This window comes from Streptomyces prunicolor NBRC 13075, from assembly GCF_000367365.1.
Taxonomy (GTDB): Bacteria; Actinomycetota; Actinomycetes; order Streptomycetales; family Streptomycetaceae; genus Streptomyces; species Streptomyces prunicolor.
The window spans coordinates 57,011-76,131 of record NZ_BARF01000088.1; the positions used below are offsets into that span (position 1 = coordinate 57,011).

Sequence of the window (19,121 nt, forward strand, 5' to 3'; positions counted from 1 at the left end):
ACTCCTGTTTTCTAAGCCGTCGTCCGAGCGCTCTGGGCGGAGCCAGAGGTCGCGTCGCGATACCAGTACTCGAGGGTCAGTACGTGCCACAGATGTTTGGAGTAGTCCGCCTGTCCGGCGGCGTCCTCGGCGACCATGCGCGCCAGCGCGTCGCGGCGCAGGAGCCCGGAGTTGACGAGCACGCCGTCGTTGACCACCTCGCGCACCAGCGGTGCCAGGTCCCGGCTCATCCAGGCCCGCAGCGGGGCGCTGAACAGGCCCTTGGGCCGGTACACGATCTCCCGGGGCAGGATCGAGGTGGCCGCTTCCTTGAGAGCGGCCTTGCCCTGCCGTCCGACGATCTTGCGATCGCCGGGCACGGCGAACGCCGCCTTGACCACCTCGACGTCCACGTACGGCACCCGCACCTCGGTCGACGCGGCCATGCTCGACCGGTCCGTGTAGGCGAGGTTCAGTCCCGGCAGGAACATCCGGGCATCGGTCAGGCACATGCGGTTGACGAAGTCGTCGAGGTCGTTGTCCTGGTAGACGTCGGCGTGTTCGGTCAGCACATCGTCGACCGTCCCGGCCAGATCCGGGTTGAGCAGGGCCAGCAGTTCGTCCTGGTCGTACATGGTGTAGCTGCGCCGGAACGCGGTCTCCTCCGGCAGATCGGCGAAGGAGAGGAACCGCTTCGCGAACCGCACCGACCGGTAACCGCGCCGGGCCGAGGCGACCGGCAGCCGGTCCACGACTCCGGACACCCCGCGCCGCAGGGGCCGGGGGACGCGCTGGTAGCGCAGCGCGAGCAGGTTGGCGAAGTGCTTGCGGTATCCCGCGAACAGCTCGTCCGCGCCCATCCCCGAGAGCATCACCTTGACCCCGGCCTCCCGGGCGGCCATGCAGATCAGGTACGTGTTGATCGCGGCGGGGTCGCCGATCGGCTCGTCCAGGCTGTACGTCATCTGCGGCAGCAGGTCGAGCACGTTCGGGGCGATCTCGATCTCGTGCAGGTCGACACCGAACTGCTCGGCGACCTGCCGGGCGTAGCGCAGGTCGTCGGGCATCGCCTCGAACTTGGCGTCCTCGGCGCGGAATCCGATGGTGTAGGCGGAGATCCCGGGCTGGTGGCGGGCCGCCAGCGCGGTCAGATAGCTGGAGTCGAGGCCGCCGGAGAGGAAGGTCGCCACAGGTACGTCGGAGAGCAGATGGCGCCGGGTCGACTCCTCGACGACGGCGTCGAGGTCCGGCCGCTCACCGGCCAGCGCCCGGTCCCGGCCCTCGGCGGCGACGTCCTTCAGGTTCCAGAAGCTGCCGCGCTCCACCCGGCCGTCGGGCCGGCAGCGCAGCCAGCTCCCCGGTGGAAGCTTCTCCGCCTCGCGGAACGCGCAGCGCGAGTCCGGCACCCAGTAGTAGAGGAGGGACGCCACCAGCGCCGCCTGGTCCACCTCCAGCGACTTGCCGGTCGCGGCGGCGAGCGCCTTGAGCTCGGAGGCGAACATCAGGCCCTGGCCGCGCCGGAGCAGGAACAGCGGCTTGATGCCCAACTGGTCGCGGACGAGCACCAGTTCACCGGTCCGCTCGTCGAAGACGCCGAACGCGAACATGCCGCGCAGCCGGGGCAGGCAGTCCGTGCCCCAGCGCCGCCAGGCCTCCAGGAGCACCTCGGTGTCGGAGGTACCGCGGAAGCGCACCCCGGTGGCCACCAACTCGGCGCGGAGTTCGGGCGCGTTGTACAGCTCGCCGTTGTACGTCAGGGCCAGGCCGTCGGAGACCATCGGCTGGGCGCCGGTCTCGGACAGGTCGATGATGGACAAACGACGGTGCCCGAGTTGCACTTCGCCGTCACCCAGGGGGTGGCCGTAGCGGCCCGAGCCGTCCGGGCCCCGGTGGGCGAGGGTGTCGGTGAGCCGGTCGGTGACGGCCTTTCCGTCCGGCCATCGGTACGTGCCCGCGATGCCACACACGTCTACCGCACCTCCTGGTCGTTGTCCGGAACCCGTGCGGCCCGTATCGGCTGCCGTTCCGTGATCCGCCGGCCCTCCCCCACTGACTGAGCGGCGTGGGCGGTACCCCCACCGTTCTGCCAGGTCGGCCGCTCGCTGTGGCCGCGCAGCGCGTTGGCCAGCCCGTCCCACAGCGTGCCGTCGGTCCGGTCGCGCGGATCGGGGTCGATCAGCACCACACCGATCACCGGGATGTGCTGGTCCGCGAGCTGCCGGGCCACGGTGTGCAGCCATGCGGCGCTGCCGTGTCCGGCACGTACGACGAGCACGGTCCGGGAGCCGAGGTGCTGGAGGTCGGTCCACGCCGTGCCGGGCGCCACCGAGCCGACGCCGATCCGCTGCTCCTGCGGGGACACGGTGGCTGCCTTCTCGCCGCCGACCACTGTGGGGTCCCCCGGTTTCGGGCGGCGGCCGGAGAGCTGTGTGCCGGGGAGACCGTCGACGACGGTCACCGGCCCGTCCTCCCCCAGTGCCCGGGCGAGACCGAGGGCGATCACGGCCGTGCTGCGCGCGCAGCCGAGTTCCAGCAGCGACAGCGGCTCCGCCGAGCCGCGCGAGGTGCGGGCCAGCGTGGTGGCGAGGCGTTCGCGTGCCACCCGGGTCCGCCGGCGCTGCCACAACCTGCCGGAGCGGCGCGGCAGTTCGGCGATGACCGAGGCGCCGAGGTTCGCCGCGATGTCCCGGCGCAGCACGGGGCGGTCCGCGACCACGACGCCGACCGCGGCCAGCGCGAGCCCGAGGAAGAGCCCGAGGACGAGTCCGATCACGCCGTCGGTGACGAGGGCCTTGGGCAGCGAGCTCCGCACCGCGCGCGGGGCGTCCACGATCTGGGTGCCGGCGACGAGCTGGGGCGCGCCGACGCGGGCCTCCTCGGCGCGCTGGCCGAAGTCGGAGATCTGTGAGGTGAGTTCGGCCCGCCGGGCGAAGAGCGACTCGAGGTTCGCCGCGTCCGCGGGGTCGGAGTCGGGCGACCGGCCGCCGATCGACTTGTTGACGTCGGCGAGCTCCGTCTCCATCCGGTCCCGCTGGTCGAGCAGGCCCTGGGCGTTGGCGTCGGCGATGTCCTGGATGCGCTTGGCGTGGTCCGCGACGAACGCTTCGGCCAGTGCCTTGGCCCGGGCCACCGCTTCCGTGTCGGTCTTGCCCGTCACATCGATCTGGAGGACGTTGTTGGTCAGTCCGGTGCCCCGGTAGTCCTTCATGAAGTCCTCGGGTTTTTCCGGGGACTTGAGGATCTTCAGGGCCTGGTCGGCGATCCGCGTGGTCGCCAGCAGCTGGGCGTCGGTGCGGATCAGCGTTCCGGTGTCGTTCGGCTGGTCCTCCTGGTGCGCGACCAGCACCTTGGTCACGGCGGCCGGGGCCGGCGGCAGCACGACCGCCACGGCCGCGCCGGCCAGCATCCCGAGGAGCGCCATGGCACCCCACAGCCGGCGGCGTCTGCGCACCGCGACCACCAGCGCCTGGAGGTCGAGGAGCGGGGTGGCGGCCGACGACTCCGAAGTCGTGCTCGTCGTCACGCTGGATCTCCTGTCGCGTGGCCGTGTACCGCGAACGTCAAAGTGGCGTCGTCGGACAGTCGGTCGGCGGTTTCCGTCGGTCGGGTGCGGACCGTGCCGGCGACGACGACGCCGACGAGCTCGTGGCCGCCGTCCGCGCACGCCTCGGCGATGCCGGCGAGTTCCCCGGCGGTCCAGCTCCCGGCGCTGAGGACGGCGAGGGCACCGGACTCGGTGTCGCGGTCCGGCACGATCGGCCGGTCCACCGAGACCTCCACCACCCGCAGCCGCGGGTCACCGGAGGCCTCGGCGACGAGCTGTCCGGCGGCCAGCCGGGCGACCTCGTCGCCTTCCGGTACGACGACCAGCAGCCGTCGGGGGGCGGGCAGTTGGTCCCGGAGCCTGGCACACACCCGCCGGTAGCGGAGCCGCCGCTCGGCCTCGTCGCCGGACCGCTGGAGGGCCGGTGCGTCCCAGGGAGTGTCGATGCCGAGAAGGCGGCGGAACCGGGCCCGCGAGCCGTGGCTCTCGGGCCGGTGCCCGTGCCGTTCGCCGGGCACGTCGACGGTGCCGAGGAACGGCGAGCCGAGCGCCGCGGCGATCTCCGGTTCGGCGCGCAGCCGGCGGCTCACCCGTGCGGCGGCGAGATGGCCGATGACCGCGAGCAGGAGGAACAACAGCGCCCCGCCGACGGTCAGTTGCATCCTCGTCGGCGCCGCCGCCCCGGTCGGCCGGGGGGCCGGACCCATGACGACCATGCTGGCCTTGGCGCTCGCCGGGTTGGCCTCCTCCAGCTTCTTCATGGCGTCCTGCAACCCGGTGCGCAGACCCTCCAGCTCGGTGCGGGCCTGCACGCCCTCCACGGTCTGCCCCGGATCCGCCGAGTCGGCCAGATCGGTGATACGGCGGTTGGTCTCGGCCACCTGCTTGCGCAGCGCCTCGGTCGCCGTGTCCGCCGCGGGGTCGGTGCTGCCGCCCGCGATACGGGTGGCGAAGGTGACGAACTGCTGGGCCAGCTGGTCGGAGAGCCGCTGCGCGCGCTCCGGGGTGTCGGCCGTACCGGAGACCTTGATGATGTTCCCGTCGTCCGCCTTGGCGCTCACGTCTTTCTGCAGCTCGGCGCCGCTGGTGCCCCACTTCAGCGCGGCGGCCGCGCGGTCGACGACCGCCGAACTGGTGGCGATGTCCACCTGAGTCAGCAGTTCGCGCTCTTCCCACTGGCCCGGCAGCAGCACCGACGCCTCTGCCGTGTAGCGCGGCGGAAGCAGCAGCACCGAGGTGCCGTAGCCGAAGAGCGCGCCCGCTACGGCGAGGACGGCGAGGAGCCGCCACCGCCGACGGAGAATCCGTCCGATCGTGACCAGGCGGATCGTGTCGTCATTCAATGGTGCGGCCTCTTCCCCATACGGACCGGCCCAGCCGCGGACACCGGGGCTTGGTCCCGGCAGGCGGCGGCATAGGCGGCGAGCAGTGACGCTTGCGAGTTCTCCCAGGACAGCGGTCCGCTGACCCGCTCCTGGCCGATCTTGCCCATGCGGGCCCGCTTCTGCGGATCGTCGAGGAGCAGCGCGATGAGCTTGGCGAACTGGGCCTCGTCGTCGTCGGGCGCGTAGACGGCGGCGTCACCGGCGGAGACGCGCGCCTCCCGGAGATCGAACGAGACGATCGGCCGGCCCATCGCCATGTACTCCAGGACCTTGTTCATGGTCGACACGTCGTTGAGCGGATTGCACGGGTCCGGGGAAAGGCACACGTCCGCGGTGCACAGGTAGCGCACCAGGTCGGCGTCCGGGATGCGCCCGGTGAACTGCACCTGCTCGGACAGACCCAGCTGCCGGGACAGTTCGACCATCGCGTCGAAGGCGTCGCCGGCGCCGACGAAGACCGCGTGCCAGTCGGTCCGCCCGAGTTCGTCGCGCAACTTCGCGAGGGCCCGCAAGGCGTAGTCGACGCCGTCCTGCGGGCCCATCACGCCGAGGTAGCACAGCAGATGAGGCTTGCCGCGCTTCAACTCCGGCTCCGGCGGCACCGGTTGGAACCGGTCGGTCGCGGGCGCGCTGCGCACCACGAAGACGTCCTCCGGCCGCTTGCCGCCGCGGCGCAGCGCGACGTCCCGGTAGCTCTCGTTCGTGGCGAGCACGATGTCCGCGGCCCGGTAGGTCCGCCTCTCCAGCGCGCACACGGCGCGGTAGAGCAGGTCCTCGCCGCGGTCGAACCGGGAGAGGTACAGCTCGGGTACCAGGTCGTGCTGGTCGAAGACGAACCGCGCGCCGCGCCGCTTCAGCCACAGTGCGGGCAGGAACAGCAGGTCGGGCGGGTTGCAGGCGTGGACCACGTCGACCGGGCCGACCTTTCGGGCCAGCCGGAGCGTGTGCCAGAGCGCCGTTCCGTACTCCCGCAGATAGCCGGCGGGCCCGCCGGTGGCCGCGCGCAACGGGTAGCGGTGGATCCGGACCCCGTCGATCACCGCTTCCGGTTCCGTGTCCCGTTTCTCCCCCTGGGGGCAGATGACGTGCACTTCCCAGCCCGCGTCGCGCAGGGTGGTGCACTCCTGCCACACCCGCCGATCGAACGGCACCGAAAGGTTCTCCACCAGGATCAGCGCGCGCCGGTTCGTCCCGTCGCGGCTGATTGCGTCACCAAGCAAGGCCCATGTACCCCGGTTCGTTCCGGCGCGTCTCGGCGTCGGGAAGGTGGATGAGGTCGACGATCGCCGGTCCGCCCGTGTGGGGCAGCGCCGACAGCACGGCCGGATCCTTGGTCCCGACCAGGCACACCTCGGCGTGCTCCAGCACCTCGTCGACGGAGTCGGCGAGCAGTTGCGCGAGATGCGGCAGCCGGCTCTCGATGTACTCGCGGTTCGCGCCGAGCAGCCGGGAGAGGCTCACGTTGGCGTCGTAGATCTTGAGGTCGTAGCCCTTGCCGAAGAGCCGCTCCGCCAGCTCGACGAGCGGGCTCTCCCTGAGGTCGTCGGTGCCGGGTTTGAAGGACAGCCCGAACAGGCCCACCTTGCGCTTGCCGGTGCGCTCGACCAGGTCCACCGCGCGCTGGAGATGGTCGGAGTTGGAGGCCAGCACGTGGGAGAGGATGGGCACGGAGACGTCGGCCCGCTGCGCCGCGTGGACCAGGCTGCGCAGGTCCTTGGGCAGGCAGGAACCGCCGAAGGCGAAGCCGGGCCGCAGGTAGGCGGGGCTGATGTTCAGCTTGCGGTCGGCCAGGAACACGTCCATCACCTGGTGCGAGTCCACCCCGAGCGCCTGGCACACCGAGCCCAGCTCGTTCGCGAAGCCGATCTTGAGGCCGTGGAACGCGTTGTCCGCGTACTTGATGGCCTCGGCGGTCGGGATCGGCACCCGGAACACCTCGCCCGGCAGGCCGTCGTACAGCGCCGCCACCGCGTCGCCGCTCGCCGGGTCGAGCTCGCCGATGACGGTCTTGGGCGGGTCGAAGAAGTCCTGCACGCTCGTGCCCTCGCGCAGGAACTCCGGGTTGACCGCGACCCCGAAGTCCACCCCGGCCGTGCCGCCGACGTTCTTCTCCAGGATCGGCACCAGCAGGTTCAGGCAGGTGCCCGGAAGCATGGTGCTGCGGAACACGACGGTCTGGCGCCCGCCCCGCTCGGCGAGCGCGGCGCCGATCTGTTCGGTGACCCGCTCCAAGTACGTGGTGCACAGGCTGCCGTTGGGCTCCGACGGCGTGCCCACGCAGACCAGCGATATCTCGCTGTCCATGATCGCCTCGCGGACATCACCGGTGGCGCGGAGCGCTCCGGTCCGCACGACCTCGGCGATGAGCTCGCCGATCCGCTCCTCGACCACCGGGGCCTTGCCGTCGTTGACCAGGTCGACCTTCACCTGGTTCACGTCCACCCCGATGACCTCGTGCCCCATGCTGGCCAGGCACGCGGCCGACACACAGCCCACGTAGCCGAGCCCGAAAACGCTGACTCTCATGCTCCGTCTCTCCCCCCAGTCAGGCCCTTGCGGCCTGCGTTCCGCGCGTCGGTCGGTCGACCCCCGCGCATCAGTAGGCCCCCTGCCCGTGGAGCACCGCACGCAGCGTCTTCCACAAGATCACCGTGTCCAGGGCGAGCGACCAGTCCTCCACGTACCGCAGGTCGAGGCGGACCGCCTCCTCCCAGGACAGATCGCTGCGTCCGCTGATCTGCCACAGGCCGGTGAGGCCGGGCTTGACCAGCAGCCGCCGCCGGATGTCCGGGCCGTACGCGGCGGACTCCTCCGGCAGCGGAGGCCGCGGTCCGACGAGCGACATCGATCCGGTGAGCACGTTGAAAAGCTGCGGGAGCTCGTCGAGCGAGTACCGGCGCAGCACCGCTCCCACCCGGGTCACCCGCGGATCCCGGCGGAGCTTGAACAGCAGACCCGCGCCCTCGTTCCGGTCGGCCAGGTCCGCACGTGCCCCGTGGGCCCCGGTGACCATGGTGCGGAACTTGACGATGGTGAACTCGCGGCCGTCCTTGCCGACCCTGCGCTGGCGATAGATCGCCCCGCCGCGGCTGTCCATCAGCACGAGCAGCCCGACGAGGAGCATCAGCGGCGCGAGCACCACCAGCAGAATCGTTGCGCCCAGCCGGTCGACGACCCCTTTGATCGCCCGGCGGCCACCGCTGAAGGTCGGCATGCTGACCCGCAGCAGCGGGATCCCGAGCACCGCGTCGACATGCAGGCGCGGGCCGGCCACCTCCATCAGCACGGGGGCCACGATCATCTCGGCGTCGCTGCCTTCGAGGTTCCAGGCCAGCCGCTGCAGCCGGTGCGGTGACCAGTGCGGGTCGGGGGTGACGGCGACGACTCGGTAGCCGTCGTGGCGGACGTGCTTGGCGACGTCCTCCAGCAGGCCGATGACCGGCACTCCGTCCAACTGGTCACCGTCGAGCCCGCCTTGCTCGCCGTCGATCCCCCGGCCGTCCGTCGTGCACACCGCCTCCACCCGCCAGCCGAGGTGCGGGAACTTGCGGGTGCGGTTGATCAGGTCGCGCACGGTGGCCGGGCTCCCGGCGGCGAGCACCGGTCTCAGGCACCGTCCTTCGTTGCGCTGTTTGTGCAGCCAGAGGCGGAGCAGATACCGCGCGGTCATGGTGACGAGCGCGATCGCCGGGATCGCGACGAAGATCCAGAGCTTGATGTTCCGCGAGGTCAGGGCGATCCCGCCGAGCGCCAGCACGACGGTCGCGGTGAACAGCGAGCGTCCGAGCCGACGGAATTCCTCGGCACCCTGGCCGAGCACGGCCGGAGCCCACGCCCGGCTCACCGCAAGCGCTCCCAGCACCAGCAGCTGGGTGCCGAAGGCGAGAATCCCCCATTTCTCATGCCAGTTGGCCGCGTCCCGGGCCCCGAAGAAGTCGCCGATCGCCCCCACCACGCAGGCGGTGGCCACGGTGTCACTGATGATCACGGTACGGCGGTACCGCTGCTCCCAATCGGTCGCGGGCTGGCTGATCGCCCCGTCCGCCAGACGCCCACGCGCCGACGGAAAAGGGCCGACTATTCCCCCCTGCCGCACAGAACCCCCCAAGGTCCCCAGTGGTACGGCGTCGCCGCCGCACACTGTTTCTCCCCCTGCGGAGGGTCCCCGCCCCCCGCACTGTGCCTCCCCTCGGGAGGCCCCCACCGCACCGCTCCCCCTCGGAACACCACCGCCCCCGGCGTATGACATCCCGGCTGTCTCAGAGTTATGTGGTCAACCCCCTGGCGACAGCGCACTCGCAGGTCCTGCCAAGCCCCTGAGGTACGCGGAACCCCGTCGAAACCCCGGATGCTCCCCGCGCCCCAAGCCCCCCTACGGGTCCAAGTACCGATCACCCCCACGTCAGGCGCGAGAGACGCGGCTACTGGCCGTCCACATCGCCGGACCCATAGATCACCATTTGTCGCCTGGTGTCCCACCATTGCGAAAGCACGGTCAATCTAGACCATCTGGGGCCGCCTGAAGAGAGGTCTGTGTGGACTTTGTGCTCAATATTTGAAGGCGGGGCCATAGATCAGCGACCGCCTGCGGGTGCCCTGGTGACGCAAAACGTCCCTTGCGCCCGACGACGGCGGGAGTTCGCCGAGCCGACGGCACCGGCGACCCGAGGCGTCCCGGCACTGATCGACGACACCCGGAAACAGGTCCGCACCGTTCCGTTCGCGCAGGCAGGCGCCGAGGACGACCTCGACCGGGTCGTCGCCGTCGACTCCGAGATCGTGCGCGCCGACCAGCACGCCCCCGAAGCCCCCGCAAACCGACCCCGGCCGTGCCGCGTTCCCAACGGGCCAACCCACAGGCCCGCGTGGCGCAATTCTTGCGAGCTGTCCGACCCCCCTTCGGGAGGCAAAGTTTGCGCGCGGCGGTGCCGCAAAGGCCGATCGGATCACCACCAGCGAACACCGCGCCGGATCCGGCGGCCGGTCGCCGGCCTTCGCCGCCACGGCTTCCAACGGCTCCGCGAACCACCCCTGCGGACACGACAAAGACCGTCTTCCCATCGCTGAGAAAACGGCCTCTGACCTGCGACTTCAAAAGTCGGGACGACAGGATTTGAACCTGCGACCCCTTGACCCCCAGTCAAGTGCGCTACCAAGCTGCGCCACGTCCCGCTGCCCGTCTGACCTGGGGTTTCCCCTGGCCGGACACGCATGGAAACAATACCGCACTCCCGTCGGTGATCGCGCACGCCTTTATTCGGGGCCGGCTTCCGGTCGCGTCCCCGGCAGCACTTGACCTGAAGTTTGGTTGAGGTTGCACGATCGTCCGCATGACGACGACAACCACGGAACACAGCCGCCCGTACACGCACGGCGACCTGCCCCGCCTCATGGGACTGATGACCGGCGACGAGAAGCACGGTCCGGCGGCGACCTCGACGCTCGACGTGCTGTGGGTCCTGTACGACCAGGTGCTGCGGGTCGGCCCGGAGCGGATGGACGACCCCGAGCGTGACCGGTTCCTGCTGTCCAAGGGGCACGGTCCGATGGCCTACTACGCGGTGCTGGCCGCCAAGGGATTCGTACCGGTGGAGTGGCTCCCGGACTTCGGCTCCTACGACTCGCCGCTCGGGCACCACCCCGACCGGGTACTGGTGCCGGGCGCCGAGATCGGCAGCGGGTCGCTGGGGCACGGGCTGCCGATCGCCGTCGGGACGGCACTGGGGCTGCGCGCCCAGGGACGCACCGCCCCGCGGGTCTGGGTCCTGGTCGGGGACGCCGAGTTGGACGAGGGCAGCAACCACGAGGCCATCGCCTTCGCCGGGCCCGCCAGGCTGGACCGGCTGCACACCGTCGTCGTCGACAACTCCTCCGCCGGCCACGCCCGGCCCGGCGGCATCGCGGCCCGCTTCGAGGCGGCGGGCTGGTCCGCGGTGACGGTCGACGGCCGTGACCACGCTGCGCTGTACGCCGCCTTCACCGCACCGCACCCCGGCCGACCGCACGCGGTCGTGGCCCGGGTGGAACCGAAGTCCGCCTGATCGGCCCTCCCCCGCCCTCCCCACCATCACATCGAGAAAGGCTCCCCATGGACACCATGCGTGACCGTTTCGCCCCGGTCGTCTCCCGGCTGCTCGAGGAGGACCCACGGGTCGCGGTCGTGCTCGCCGAGATCGGCAGGGACGGCTTCGCGGACGCACAACTCCGGCACCCCGACCGGGTGATCAACGTCGGCATCCGCGAGCAGCTCCTCGTCGGGGCGGGCGCGGGACTCGCCCTGACCGGGATGCGTCCGGTCGTGCACACCTTCGCGAGTTTCCTCGTCGAGCGGCCCTTCGAGCAGGTGAAGCTGGACCTCGGGCACCAGGACGTCGGCGCGGTACTGGTGAGCGCCGCGGCCTCCTTCGACTGGCCCGCCGGTGGGTTCACGCACATGGCTCCGGGCGACGTGGCCCTCCTCGACACCCTGGACGGCTGGACCGTACACGTGCCGGGCCACCCGGACGAGGCCGAGACCCTGCTACGGCACGCGGTCGCCGCGGGCGACGACAAGGTGTACGTACGGCTGTCCGTCCAGTCGAACGCGGAGGCCCTCCCGGTCGACGGCGCGCGCTTCCGCACCGTCCGCGAAGGCCGCTCCGGCGTGGTCGTCGCCGTCGGCCCGATGCTCGACGCCATCCTCGCCGCGACGGACGGCCTCGACGTCACCGTCCTGTACGCCACGACCGTACGGCCCTTCGACGCGGACGCGTTGCGCGCCGCCACGCGGGCCGCCGGGACGGACGTCGTCCTCGTCGAGCCGTATCTGGCGGGCACCTCCACAACCGCCGCGAACGACGCGCTCGCCGACGTGCCCCACCGTGTGCTCGGCCTGGGCGTCGGCCGCGCCGAACTCCGGCGCTACGGCACCGTCGCCGAACACCTCACCACGCACGGCCTCGACACGCGGACCCTGCGCGAGCGGATCGGCGGCTTTGCGGGAGGGGGAGACGGCGGGCGGGTGGCGGTACGGGGCTGAGGCCTCGCCGTACGACAACGCCCTCACCGTCGCCCTCGCCGAAGGCCGCACCAACACCAGCCCTCGCCGTCAACTGTCCTGCGGGCACGCCCGTTCACGTATCGCCACGTCGCTCGGGGCGACCGGGGCACCCGGGCCCACCGGTACCGCGTCGGCCCGTATCAGCCCGCGTATGGCAGGCACCAGGAGCAGAATCGTCGGCACCACGAAGCTCATCGCCCCCGCGACGAGCAGCACATGGCCGGCACCGATGCCCGCGGCCGCAGGGCCCGCCAGGGCCTGGCCGACGGGCATCATCGCGAGGGAGCCCGCCACGTCGTACGCGTGGATGCGGTTGAGGACGTCCGGTGGGACCTGGGTCTGAACGCTCGTCGCCCACATCACGCCCCAGAAGGACATTCCCACCCCCGCGACGGCGGCTCCGGCCGCCATGGCCGGTACGCCGAGTCCCGCCCCGACGGCTGCCGGGAAACCGGCGAAGGCGAAGAGGGCGATCGACCCGGCGCGCAGCATACGGCGGGGGCGCAGCCGGAGGGCGAGGAGTCCGCCCACGACGGTGCCCGCGCCGAGGGCCGAGTTGATCAGGCCGTAGGCACGCGGTCCGTGCTGTTGCACCACCTCCGTCGCCACGAGCGGAACCGTCGGGCCCGATACGGCGATCATGTAGAGGCACCAGACGGCGATGACTCCCCACAGCCATGTGCGTGATCTGAACTCCCGCCATCCCTCGACCAGATCGGCCTTGAAGGCGCCCGACCCGTGCCCCGGCTCGCGGCTGCCCGGTGCGAGCGGGGGCAGCCGGAGCAGCAGGAGACAGAGGGCGCTGACCGCGTAGGTGGCGGCGTGGGCCGCGAACACGCCGCCGGGCGAGGTGAATCCGACGAGCAGGCCCGCGACGGCCGGACCCGCGAGTTGGGCGGCGGACTCGGCGATGCGTATCGCGCCGTTCGCGCCCTGGATGTCGGAGGCGAGTCGCGGCACCGTACTCGCCACGCCGGGCTGGAACACCGCGCCCGCCACGCCGTTGACGAAGCCGATCGCGCAGATCTGCCAGAGCACGACATGGCCGGTGAAGAAGAGCGCGGCGGCGAGGGACTGGGTGCCGAGGCGCACCAGGTCGGCGCCGATCATCAGCTTGCGGGTGCTGAACCGGTCGGCGATCACCCCGCCGAAGACGACAAGTCCCGCGAAGGCGGCGGCCGTGGAGGCCATGGCGAGGCCGACCGCGCCCGCGCCGTACCCGTGTTCCAGGAGGCCGGCGGCGAGGGCCACCGGCAGCATCGTGTCGCCGAGCCGGGCGACGGCGCGTGCCACGAAGAACAGCGCGAAGTCCCTTGACCAGACGGGCCGTTCGCCGCCCGCACCGCCACTCTTCACCGCCCCGGCGACAGCCGCTCCCGCGACAACCCCGGCTCCCGCTCCCACTCCCGCGACAGCTCCGGCAACGATGTCATCGCCGTCGTCCCCGCCGGTCGCCCCGCCCGACGCCGACTCACGCCCTGTCCCCTTGCGCACCGGATCCGATGCCCTCCCCGTCATCCCCCACCGCTCCCTCCCCCGGCCGCCGCCCCCGAAGCGCCCCGCCGATGCCCGTGAAATACCGCCCGGGTGGGAGCCGGATCCCCCTCCGCCCCGCTCCCACTACCGCTTCCGGATGATGCCACGCACCACTGACAACGCCGAGGGAATTTCAGTCGCCGGACCCGGACGGGAGGCCCACCTCCGGGTAGGCGTCCAGGAGTCGGGGCGGGGCCGCCTGGCGCCAGGAGTCGGCGAGGATGTCGCGGAGTTCTTCCTCGCTGTCCAGTGCGGCGAGCCGGGCCCTGACCCAGGCGAAGCCCGCCTCGTGGTCGGCGATCCAGAACTTCTCCGGTTCGGCGAGAACCAGTTCGTCACGCTCCTCCTTGGGGCAGCGCACGGCGATGGAGGTCTCCTCCTCGGGCACCGTGACGAACATCTTCCCGGCGACCCGAAAAGTGGGCATGTTCCAGGCGATCTTCTCCGTCGTGTCCGGGAGGGAGAGGGCGATACGGCGTACGTCTTCGGCATCCGGCATGAGACGCAACATAGCGGCCGCCACTGACAACCACCTGGTGGGAGCCCCTGCATAGTGCATGGATGATGGGTGCATGGCGCCCGTACCCGTCGAACCCCGTCCCCTGAACAGCTCCGAGCGAGCCGTGCTGGAGCGCATCCTCGCGGCCGACTTCGCCGACGCCCCCGTACTGCGGAGCCAGCTGGAACGGACGGAGGTGGTGGCCGTCTGGGCACCGGGATCCGTGAGCGTCGACCTGCGGGTTCGCGCACCCGTACGGCGCGCGGCGATGGCGTCCGAGCTCGTACCCGTGGACGCGCACGTCCTCGATCGGTCGGGCGAGTACGTCGGCGAGTTGTTGGTGTGGACCGACGAAGGCGCCACCTTGGCGGCCCTGGAGTACGCCTGGGTCACCGACGACATGCCGACCGTCCTGCCGACGGTCGATGAAGTACGGATCTCCACGCGCTGACCGGCCACCAGGTCTCACCGACCTCGCGCAGTCGCCCCCGCACCCACGTCCGCCGGCGTTCCCGCCCCCACGCGTTTGTAGTAGAGCGTCGTCGGCCGCAGCACCCCGTCCGGGCTCGCCGCGTAGTCCGGGATCACGCCGGCCCGGGTCCAGCCGGTGGAGCGGTACAGGTGCTCGGCGGGGCTGTCGGTCTCGGTGTCCAGGTGGAGGAGGGTGATGTCGGCGGCGCTGGCCGCGTCCTCGGCGATGGTCAGCAGTCGGCGTCCGAGGCCCTCTCCCCTGGCGTCCCGGTGGACCATCAGCTTGACCAGTTCGGCGCGGTGGCGGCTGTTGGGCTTGTCCGGGATGGCCAGGCTCACCGTGCCGACCATCCGCTCGCCGATCGACGCCGCCCACACCGCGAGCTGCCCGGCGGCGACACTGTTGGCACGCTCCCGCCACCAGTCGACGGCCGCCGCCCGGCCGAGCGGCGCCAGGAAGCCGATCGAGGCGCCGTCGTCCACGGTGTCGGTCAACAGGTCCGCCAACTCATCGACGGCGGCGAGCAGTTGAGCGACCTCCAGACGCGTCACCCGCGTCACACGCGTCACCTTCACGGCAGCACCACCGCCAGCACGTAACGCACGTCCTCGGGGCCCGGGCACCGGAACCGCGTCGGCCCCCACACCCGCAACCGCAGACAGTCACCGGCGTCGAGACGGTGCTCGACGTCCTGGGCCGTCACCTGGAGGGCGCCCTCCAGAACCCAGATGTGCTGTTCCAGGCCGGGCACGGGCGGGCGGTCGTAGGCGAGGTCGGCGCCCGCCCGGAGTCGTCCCTCGACGAGTTCGCCGCGCAGCCCGGTGTGCGGGGGCGACACGGATCGTCGTACGAAACCGGAGGCGCGGTCCTCCCACACCGGTTGCTCGGCGGCGCGGATCAGTAGGGCGGGTGCGGCCTCGACCTCGCTGAGGAGTTGGGACATGGTGCGGCCGTAGACACCGCAGAGGCGGTTGAGGAGGGCGGCCGTGGGGCTGATCTCGGCGCGTTCGGCGCGGGACAGGGTCGACCGGCTCACCCCGCTGCGCTCCGCCAACTCCCCCAGGGACCAGCCGTGTTGGGCGCGCAGCTCGGCGAGCCGGGCGCCGAGTCGGATGTCCACCGGGTCGAGGGTCGTAGCCGTTTCCTCGGATCTCATATCCGGGACGATATCCCGGATATGAAACGGCGAGGTTACGTCCGGGCCACTTCTTCCAGCGCGTCCAATACCGGGCGGATCAGCGGATGCTCCTCCGTGCCGCGTCGTACGGCGGCGAAGACGCGGCGGGTCGGCGCCACCCCGTCGACGGGCCGGACGACGACTCCCGTCAGGTCCATTCCGCGCAGCGCCGAGCGCGGGACGAGGGCCACACCCGCGTCCGCCGAGGCGAGGGCGACCACGGCGCGAAAGTCGTCGGAGGAGTGTTCGAGACGGGGCTGGAATCCGGCGTTCTCGCAGGCCAGGACGACGACCTCGTGACAGGGGTTGCCTGGGTACGGGCCGATCCACGGGTCCTTGGCCAGTTCGGCGAGGGAGATCTCGGCGGCGTCGGCGAGGCGGTGGGTGAGCGGAACGACCGCGTCGAACGGCTCGGCGTAGAGCGGGACATGGATCAAGCGCGGGTCGTCGGCGGGCGGGGCTCCGCGGTACTCGACGGCGACCGCGACGTCCACCTGCCGGTCCAGCACCATCGGCAGGCTGGCGTCACCCTCGGCGTCCTGGACCCGGAGGCGGATGCCGGGTGCGAGGAGGGCCAGCCGGGACAGCGCGGGGGCTACGACCTGTGCGATACCCGTCGCGAACGCGGCGACGGTGACCGTGCCGGCCGCGCCCGAGCTGTACGCGGCGAGTTCCGCCTCGGCCCGCTCCAGCTGGGCCAGGACCACGTTGGTGTGGCTGAGCAGGATCTCGCCGGCCGGGGTCAGCCGTACGCCCTTGGCGCCGCGCTCGACCAGGCGGTGGCCGGTCTCCTGCTCCAGGGCGGCGAGCTGCTGGGAGACCGCCGAGGGGGTCAGATACAGCGCGGCGGCTGCCGCCGTCACGGTGCGGTGGTCGGCCACCGCACGGAGGATGTGGAGCCGCCGCGCTTCGATCATGGGACCGATTATCGCAATATGTCCAAGCTGTTCGGCCCCCTCACGTTTCCAGCCGCTCCCGGGCCTCCCGTTCCCCTCAGGTTTCCCGCCGCACCCGGGCCTCCCGTTCCGCTCAGGCGTCCAGCTCCGCGCGGGCCGCCACAAACGCGTCGACCGCCCGGTTCACATCGTCCGTCGAGTGCGCGGCGGACAGCTGGACCCGGATGCGGGCCTTCCCCTGCGGGACGACCGGGTACGAGAAGCCGATCACGTACACGCCCCGCTCCAGCAGCAGCTCCGCCATCCGGCCGGCGACGGTCGCGTCGCCGATCATCACGGGTGCGATGGCGTGGTCGCCGGGGAGGATGTCGAAGCCCTCCTCGGTCATCCGGCGGCGGAACAGGGCCGTGTTCTCGGCGAGTTGGACGCGCAGGTCGTCCGCCGACTCCAGCAGGTCGAGGACCTTGAGCGACGCTGCCGCGATCACGGGGGCCAGGGTGTTCGAGAAGAGGTACGGCCGTGAACGCTGGCGCAGCAGCGCGACGATCTCGGCGCGGGCGGCGACGTAACCGCCGGAGGCGCCGCCGAGGGCCTTGCCGAGGGTGCCGGTGATGATGTCGACGCGGTCCATGACGTCGTGCAGTTCGGGGGTGCCCCGGCCGCCGGGGCCGACGAAGCCGACGGCGTGCGAGTCGTCGACCATGACCATCGCGTCGTAGCGGTCGGCGAGGTCGCAGATCTCGCGCAGCGGGGCGACGTAACCGTCCATGGAGAAGACGCCGTCGGTGACGATCAGCTTGCGCCGGGCGCCGGCCGCCTCCTTCAACTGCCGTTCCAGATCGGCCATGTCGCGGTTGGCGTAGCGGAAACGGCCGGCCTTGGAGAGCCGGATGCCGTCGATGATCGAGGCGTGGTTGAGGGCGTCGGAGATGACCGCGTCCTCCGGGCCCAACAGGGTTTCGAAGACACCGCCGTTGGCGTCGAAGCAGGAGGAGTAGAGGATCGTGTCCTCCTGGCCGAGGAACGCGGAGAGGCGGGCCTCAAGTTCCTTGTGGACCTCCTGGGTTCCGCAGATGAAGCGCACGGAGGCCATGCCGTAGCCCCAGCGGTCGAGGGCCTCGTGGGCGGCGGCGACGACCTCGGGGTGGTCGGCGAGGCCGAGGTAGTTGTTGGCGCAGAAGTTGAGGACCTCGCCGGGACGGCCGCCCGCGGTGACGTTCACGGTCGCGGACTGCGGGGAGCCGATCACGCGCTCGGGCTTGTGGAGTCCGGCGGCGCGGATCTCGTCGAGGGTGGTGCGGAGGTCGTCTCGCACGGAGTCGAACATGGGGGAAGCTCCTAAAGTTCCTTCGCCGAGGGGGAGTTACTCGGTCCGACAGGGAGTTGCTCGGTACCGAAGGGAGTTACGCGGTCCAGTCCAGGATGACCTTGCCGCCCTTGCCGCTCGCCGCGTCCGCGAACGCCGCCTCGAAGTCGCGGTGTCCGTAGCGGCCGGTGATCACGGGCGCGAGGTCCAGGCCGCCTTCCAGCAGTACCGACATGGCGTACCACGTCTCGAACATCTCACGGCCGTAGATGCCCTTGATGGTGAGCATCGAGGTGACGATGCGGGACCAGTCGACCGGGAACTCCTCGGAGGGCAGACCGAGCATCGCGATCCGGCCGCCGTGCGTCATGTTGGCGATCATGTCGCGCATCGCCTCGGGTCGGCCCGACATCTCCAGTCCGACGTCGAAGCCCTCGCGGAGTCCCAACTCCCGCTGGCCGTCGGCGATCTGAGCGTCCGTCACATTCAGTGCGAGGCTCACGCCGATCTTGCGGGCCAGGGCGAGTCGCTCCTCGCTCACATCCGTCACTACGACGTTCCGCGCGCCGGCGTGCCGGGCAACTGCCGCCGCCATCAAGCCGATGGGGCCCGCACCGGTGATCAACACGTCCTCGCCGACGAGCGGGAACGACAGCGCGGTGTGCACGGCGTTGCCGAACGGGTCGAAGATCGCGGCCACATCGAGGTCGACGGGAACGCGGTGCACCCACACATTGGCGGCGGGCAGCGCGACGTACTCCGCGAAGGCCCCGGCCCGTCCGACGCCGAGCCCGACCGTGGCGCGGCACAGGTGGCGGCGCCCGGCCAGGCAGTTGCGGCACTTGCCGCACACCAAGTGGCCCTCACCGCTGACCAGTTCACCGACTGCTATGTCGGCGACGTCCCGGCCCGTCCCGACGACCTCGCCCACGAACTCGTGGCCGAGCACCAGCGGCGTACGGATCGTCTGCCGCGCCCACCCGTCCCAGTTCCGGATATGCAGGTCGGTGCCGCAGATCCCGGTCCGCAGGACCCTGATCAGTACGTCGCCGGGTCCGACGGCGGGCTCCGGGACGTCCGCGAGCCACAGCCCGGGCTCCGCCTTCTCCTTGACCAGCGCCTTCAACGCTACGGCTCCTGAGGGTGAGGTCCCGGGGCCGGGCACGATCCGGACATGCCGGACGCGCCCGTTCCAGGGGTGGGGGTGGATTCTGCAAGCAATCTGCCCCACCTGAGCGCCCCGGTCCATCGAGGTTTTCTTAAGCCGTGCCGCAGCTTTCCTTCACGC

Annotated in this window: 17 protein-coding genes and 1 tRNA gene; 3 read left to right on the forward strand and 15 right to left on the reverse strand. The window is 71.2% G+C overall.

The window, feature by feature from the left end:
- Nucleotides 1-11 precede the first annotated feature (11 nt).
- The 8 genes from asnB to SPR02S_RS37400 form a co-directional block, all read right to left on the reverse strand.
- Entirely contained in the window at nucleotides 12-1,946 is a 1,935-nt protein-coding gene (asnB, locus tag SPR02S_RS37365) for an asparagine synthase (glutamine-hydrolyzing) (protein ID WP_019062135.1), read from the reverse strand.
- 2 nt (nucleotides 1,947-1,948) lie between these two features.
- Entirely contained in the window at nucleotides 1,949-3,502 is a 1,554-nt protein-coding gene (locus tag SPR02S_RS37370) for a Wzz/FepE/Etk N-terminal domain-containing protein (protein WP_019062136.1), read from the reverse strand.
- Nucleotides 3,499-4,866 carry a Wzz/FepE/Etk N-terminal domain-containing protein gene (locus tag SPR02S_RS37375; RefSeq protein WP_019062137.1) on the reverse strand — a complete coding sequence of 456 codons (1,368 nt, stop codon included), beginning with the start codon at nucleotides 4,864-4,866 and terminating at the stop codon, nucleotides 3,499-3,501. The genes SPR02S_RS37370 and SPR02S_RS37375 overlap by 4 nt, the downstream gene beginning before the upstream one ends.
- Nucleotides 4,863-6,128, reverse strand: coding sequence for a glycosyltransferase family 4 protein (locus SPR02S_RS37380; RefSeq protein WP_019062138.1), 1,266 nt, complete (start codon nucleotides 6,126-6,128; stop codon nucleotides 4,863-4,865). Before SPR02S_RS37380 ends, SPR02S_RS37375 begins: the two co-directional genes overlap by 4 nt.
- The gene (locus SPR02S_RS37385; RefSeq protein ID WP_019062139.1) at nucleotides 6,118-7,434 is read right to left on the reverse strand and encodes a nucleotide sugar dehydrogenase; all 1,317 of its coding nucleotides are present in this window, start codon (nucleotides 7,432-7,434) and stop codon (nucleotides 6,118-6,120) included. Before SPR02S_RS37385 ends, SPR02S_RS37380 begins: the two co-directional genes overlap by 11 nt.
- Nucleotides 7,435-7,504: 70 nt before the next feature.
- Nucleotides 7,505-9,004, reverse strand: coding sequence for a sugar transferase (locus tag SPR02S_RS37390; RefSeq protein WP_026151208.1), 1,500 nt, complete (start codon nucleotides 9,002-9,004; stop codon nucleotides 7,505-7,507).
- A gap of 452 nt (nucleotides 9,005-9,456) precedes the next feature.
- Nucleotides 9,457-9,705 (reverse strand): hypothetical protein, encoded by a 249-nt coding sequence (locus tag SPR02S_RS37395; RefSeq protein ID WP_019062141.1) that lies wholly within the window; start codon nucleotides 9,703-9,705, stop codon nucleotides 9,457-9,459.
- Nucleotides 9,706-10,006: 301 nt separating this feature from the next.
- Nucleotides 10,007-10,080: transfer RNA gene (locus SPR02S_RS37400), tRNA-Pro, on the reverse strand.
- Between the two features lie 158 nt (nucleotides 10,081-10,238).
- Between SPR02S_RS37400 and SPR02S_RS37405 the strand changes: the two genes are divergently transcribed.
- Nucleotides 10,239-10,949, forward strand: coding sequence for a thiamine pyrophosphate-binding protein (locus tag SPR02S_RS37405; RefSeq protein ID WP_019062142.1), 711 nt, complete (start codon nucleotides 10,239-10,241; stop codon nucleotides 10,947-10,949).
- 47 nt (nucleotides 10,950-10,996) lie between these two features.
- The gene (locus SPR02S_RS37410) at nucleotides 10,997-11,926 is read left to right on the forward strand and encodes a transketolase family protein (protein WP_019062143.1); all 930 of its coding nucleotides are present in this window, start codon (nucleotides 10,997-10,999) and stop codon (nucleotides 11,924-11,926) included.
- 69 nt (nucleotides 11,927-11,995) lie between these two features.
- Here the strand turns inward: SPR02S_RS37410 and SPR02S_RS37415 are convergent, their stop codons facing one another.
- Nucleotides 11,996-13,303: an MFS transporter gene (locus tag SPR02S_RS37415; protein ID WP_019062144.1), complete on the reverse strand. Its 1,308-nt coding sequence runs from the start codon at nucleotides 13,301-13,303 to the stop codon at nucleotides 11,996-11,998.
- Nucleotides 13,304-13,616: 313 nt separating this feature from the next.
- Complete coding sequence (locus SPR02S_RS37420; protein ID WP_020684251.1) at nucleotides 13,617-13,982, reverse strand: MmcQ/YjbR family DNA-binding protein; 366 nt, start codon at nucleotides 13,980-13,982, stop codon at nucleotides 13,617-13,619.
- 73 nt (nucleotides 13,983-14,055) lie between these two features.
- On the opposite strand from SPR02S_RS37420, the gene SPR02S_RS37425 reads away from it, so the two are divergent.
- Nucleotides 14,056-14,433 (forward strand): hypothetical protein, encoded by a 378-nt coding sequence (locus SPR02S_RS37425; protein WP_019062146.1) that lies wholly within the window; start codon nucleotides 14,056-14,058, stop codon nucleotides 14,431-14,433.
- Between the two features lie 14 nt (nucleotides 14,434-14,447).
- Here SPR02S_RS37425 and SPR02S_RS37430 read toward each other — a convergent pair whose 3' ends face one another.
- From SPR02S_RS37430 to tdh, 5 genes are all read right to left on the reverse strand, one after another.
- Nucleotides 14,448-15,014 carry a GNAT family N-acetyltransferase gene (locus SPR02S_RS37430; protein WP_169389444.1) on the reverse strand — a complete coding sequence of 189 codons (567 nt, stop codon included), beginning with the start codon at nucleotides 15,012-15,014 and terminating at the stop codon, nucleotides 14,448-14,450.
- A gap of 11 nt (nucleotides 15,015-15,025) precedes the next feature.
- Nucleotides 15,026-15,610 (reverse strand): helix-turn-helix domain-containing protein, encoded by a 585-nt coding sequence (locus tag SPR02S_RS37435; RefSeq protein WP_026151209.1) that lies wholly within the window; start codon nucleotides 15,608-15,610, stop codon nucleotides 15,026-15,028.
- A gap of 35 nt (nucleotides 15,611-15,645) precedes the next feature.
- The gene (locus SPR02S_RS37440; RefSeq protein WP_019062149.1) at nucleotides 15,646-16,548 is read right to left on the reverse strand and encodes a LysR family transcriptional regulator; all 903 of its coding nucleotides are present in this window, start codon (nucleotides 16,546-16,548) and stop codon (nucleotides 15,646-15,648) included.
- 112 nt (nucleotides 16,549-16,660) lie between these two features.
- On the reverse strand, nucleotides 16,661-17,854 hold the full coding sequence (locus SPR02S_RS37445) for a glycine C-acetyltransferase (protein WP_019062150.1): 1,194 nt from the start codon (nucleotides 17,852-17,854) through the stop codon (nucleotides 16,661-16,663).
- A gap of 76 nt (nucleotides 17,855-17,930) precedes the next feature.
- Nucleotides 17,931-18,959, reverse strand: coding sequence for an L-threonine 3-dehydrogenase (gene tdh / locus SPR02S_RS37450; protein WP_019062151.1), 1,029 nt, complete (start codon nucleotides 18,957-18,959; stop codon nucleotides 17,931-17,933).
- Between the last annotated feature and the right edge of the window lie 162 nt (nucleotides 18,960-19,121).

What these genes read in the sequence shown, in the direction of transcription:
- SPR02S_RS37385 (WP_019062139.1), bottom strand. Translation starts at nt 7,434, where the DNA reads ATGAGAGTCAGCGTTTTCGGGCTCGGCTACGTGGGCTGTGTGTCGGCC.
- SPR02S_RS37405 (WP_019062142.1), top strand. Translation starts at nt 10,239, where the DNA reads ATGACGACGACAACCACGGAACACAGCCGCCCGTACACGCACGGCGAC.
- SPR02S_RS37410 (WP_019062143.1), top strand. Translation starts at nt 10,997, where the DNA reads ATGGACACCATGCGTGACCGTTTCGCCCCGGTCGTCTCCCGGCTGCTC.
- SPR02S_RS37420 (WP_020684251.1), bottom strand. Translation starts at nt 13,982, where the DNA reads ATGCCGGATGCCGAAGACGTACGCCGTATCGCCCTCTCCCTCCCGGAC.
- SPR02S_RS37425 (WP_019062146.1), top strand. Translation starts at nt 14,056, where the DNA reads ATGGCGCCCGTACCCGTCGAACCCCGTCCCCTGAACAGCTCCGAGCGA.
- SPR02S_RS37435 (WP_026151209.1), bottom strand. Translation starts at nt 15,610, where the DNA reads ATGAGATCCGAGGAAACGGCTACGACCCTCGACCCGGTGGACATCCGA.
- SPR02S_RS37440 (WP_019062149.1), bottom strand. Translation starts at nt 16,548, where the DNA reads ATGATCGAAGCGCGGCGGCTCCACATCCTCCGTGCGGTGGCCGACCAC.
- SPR02S_RS37445 (WP_019062150.1), bottom strand. Translation starts at nt 17,854, where the DNA reads ATGTTCGACTCCGTGCGAGACGACCTCCGCACCACCCTCGACGAGATC.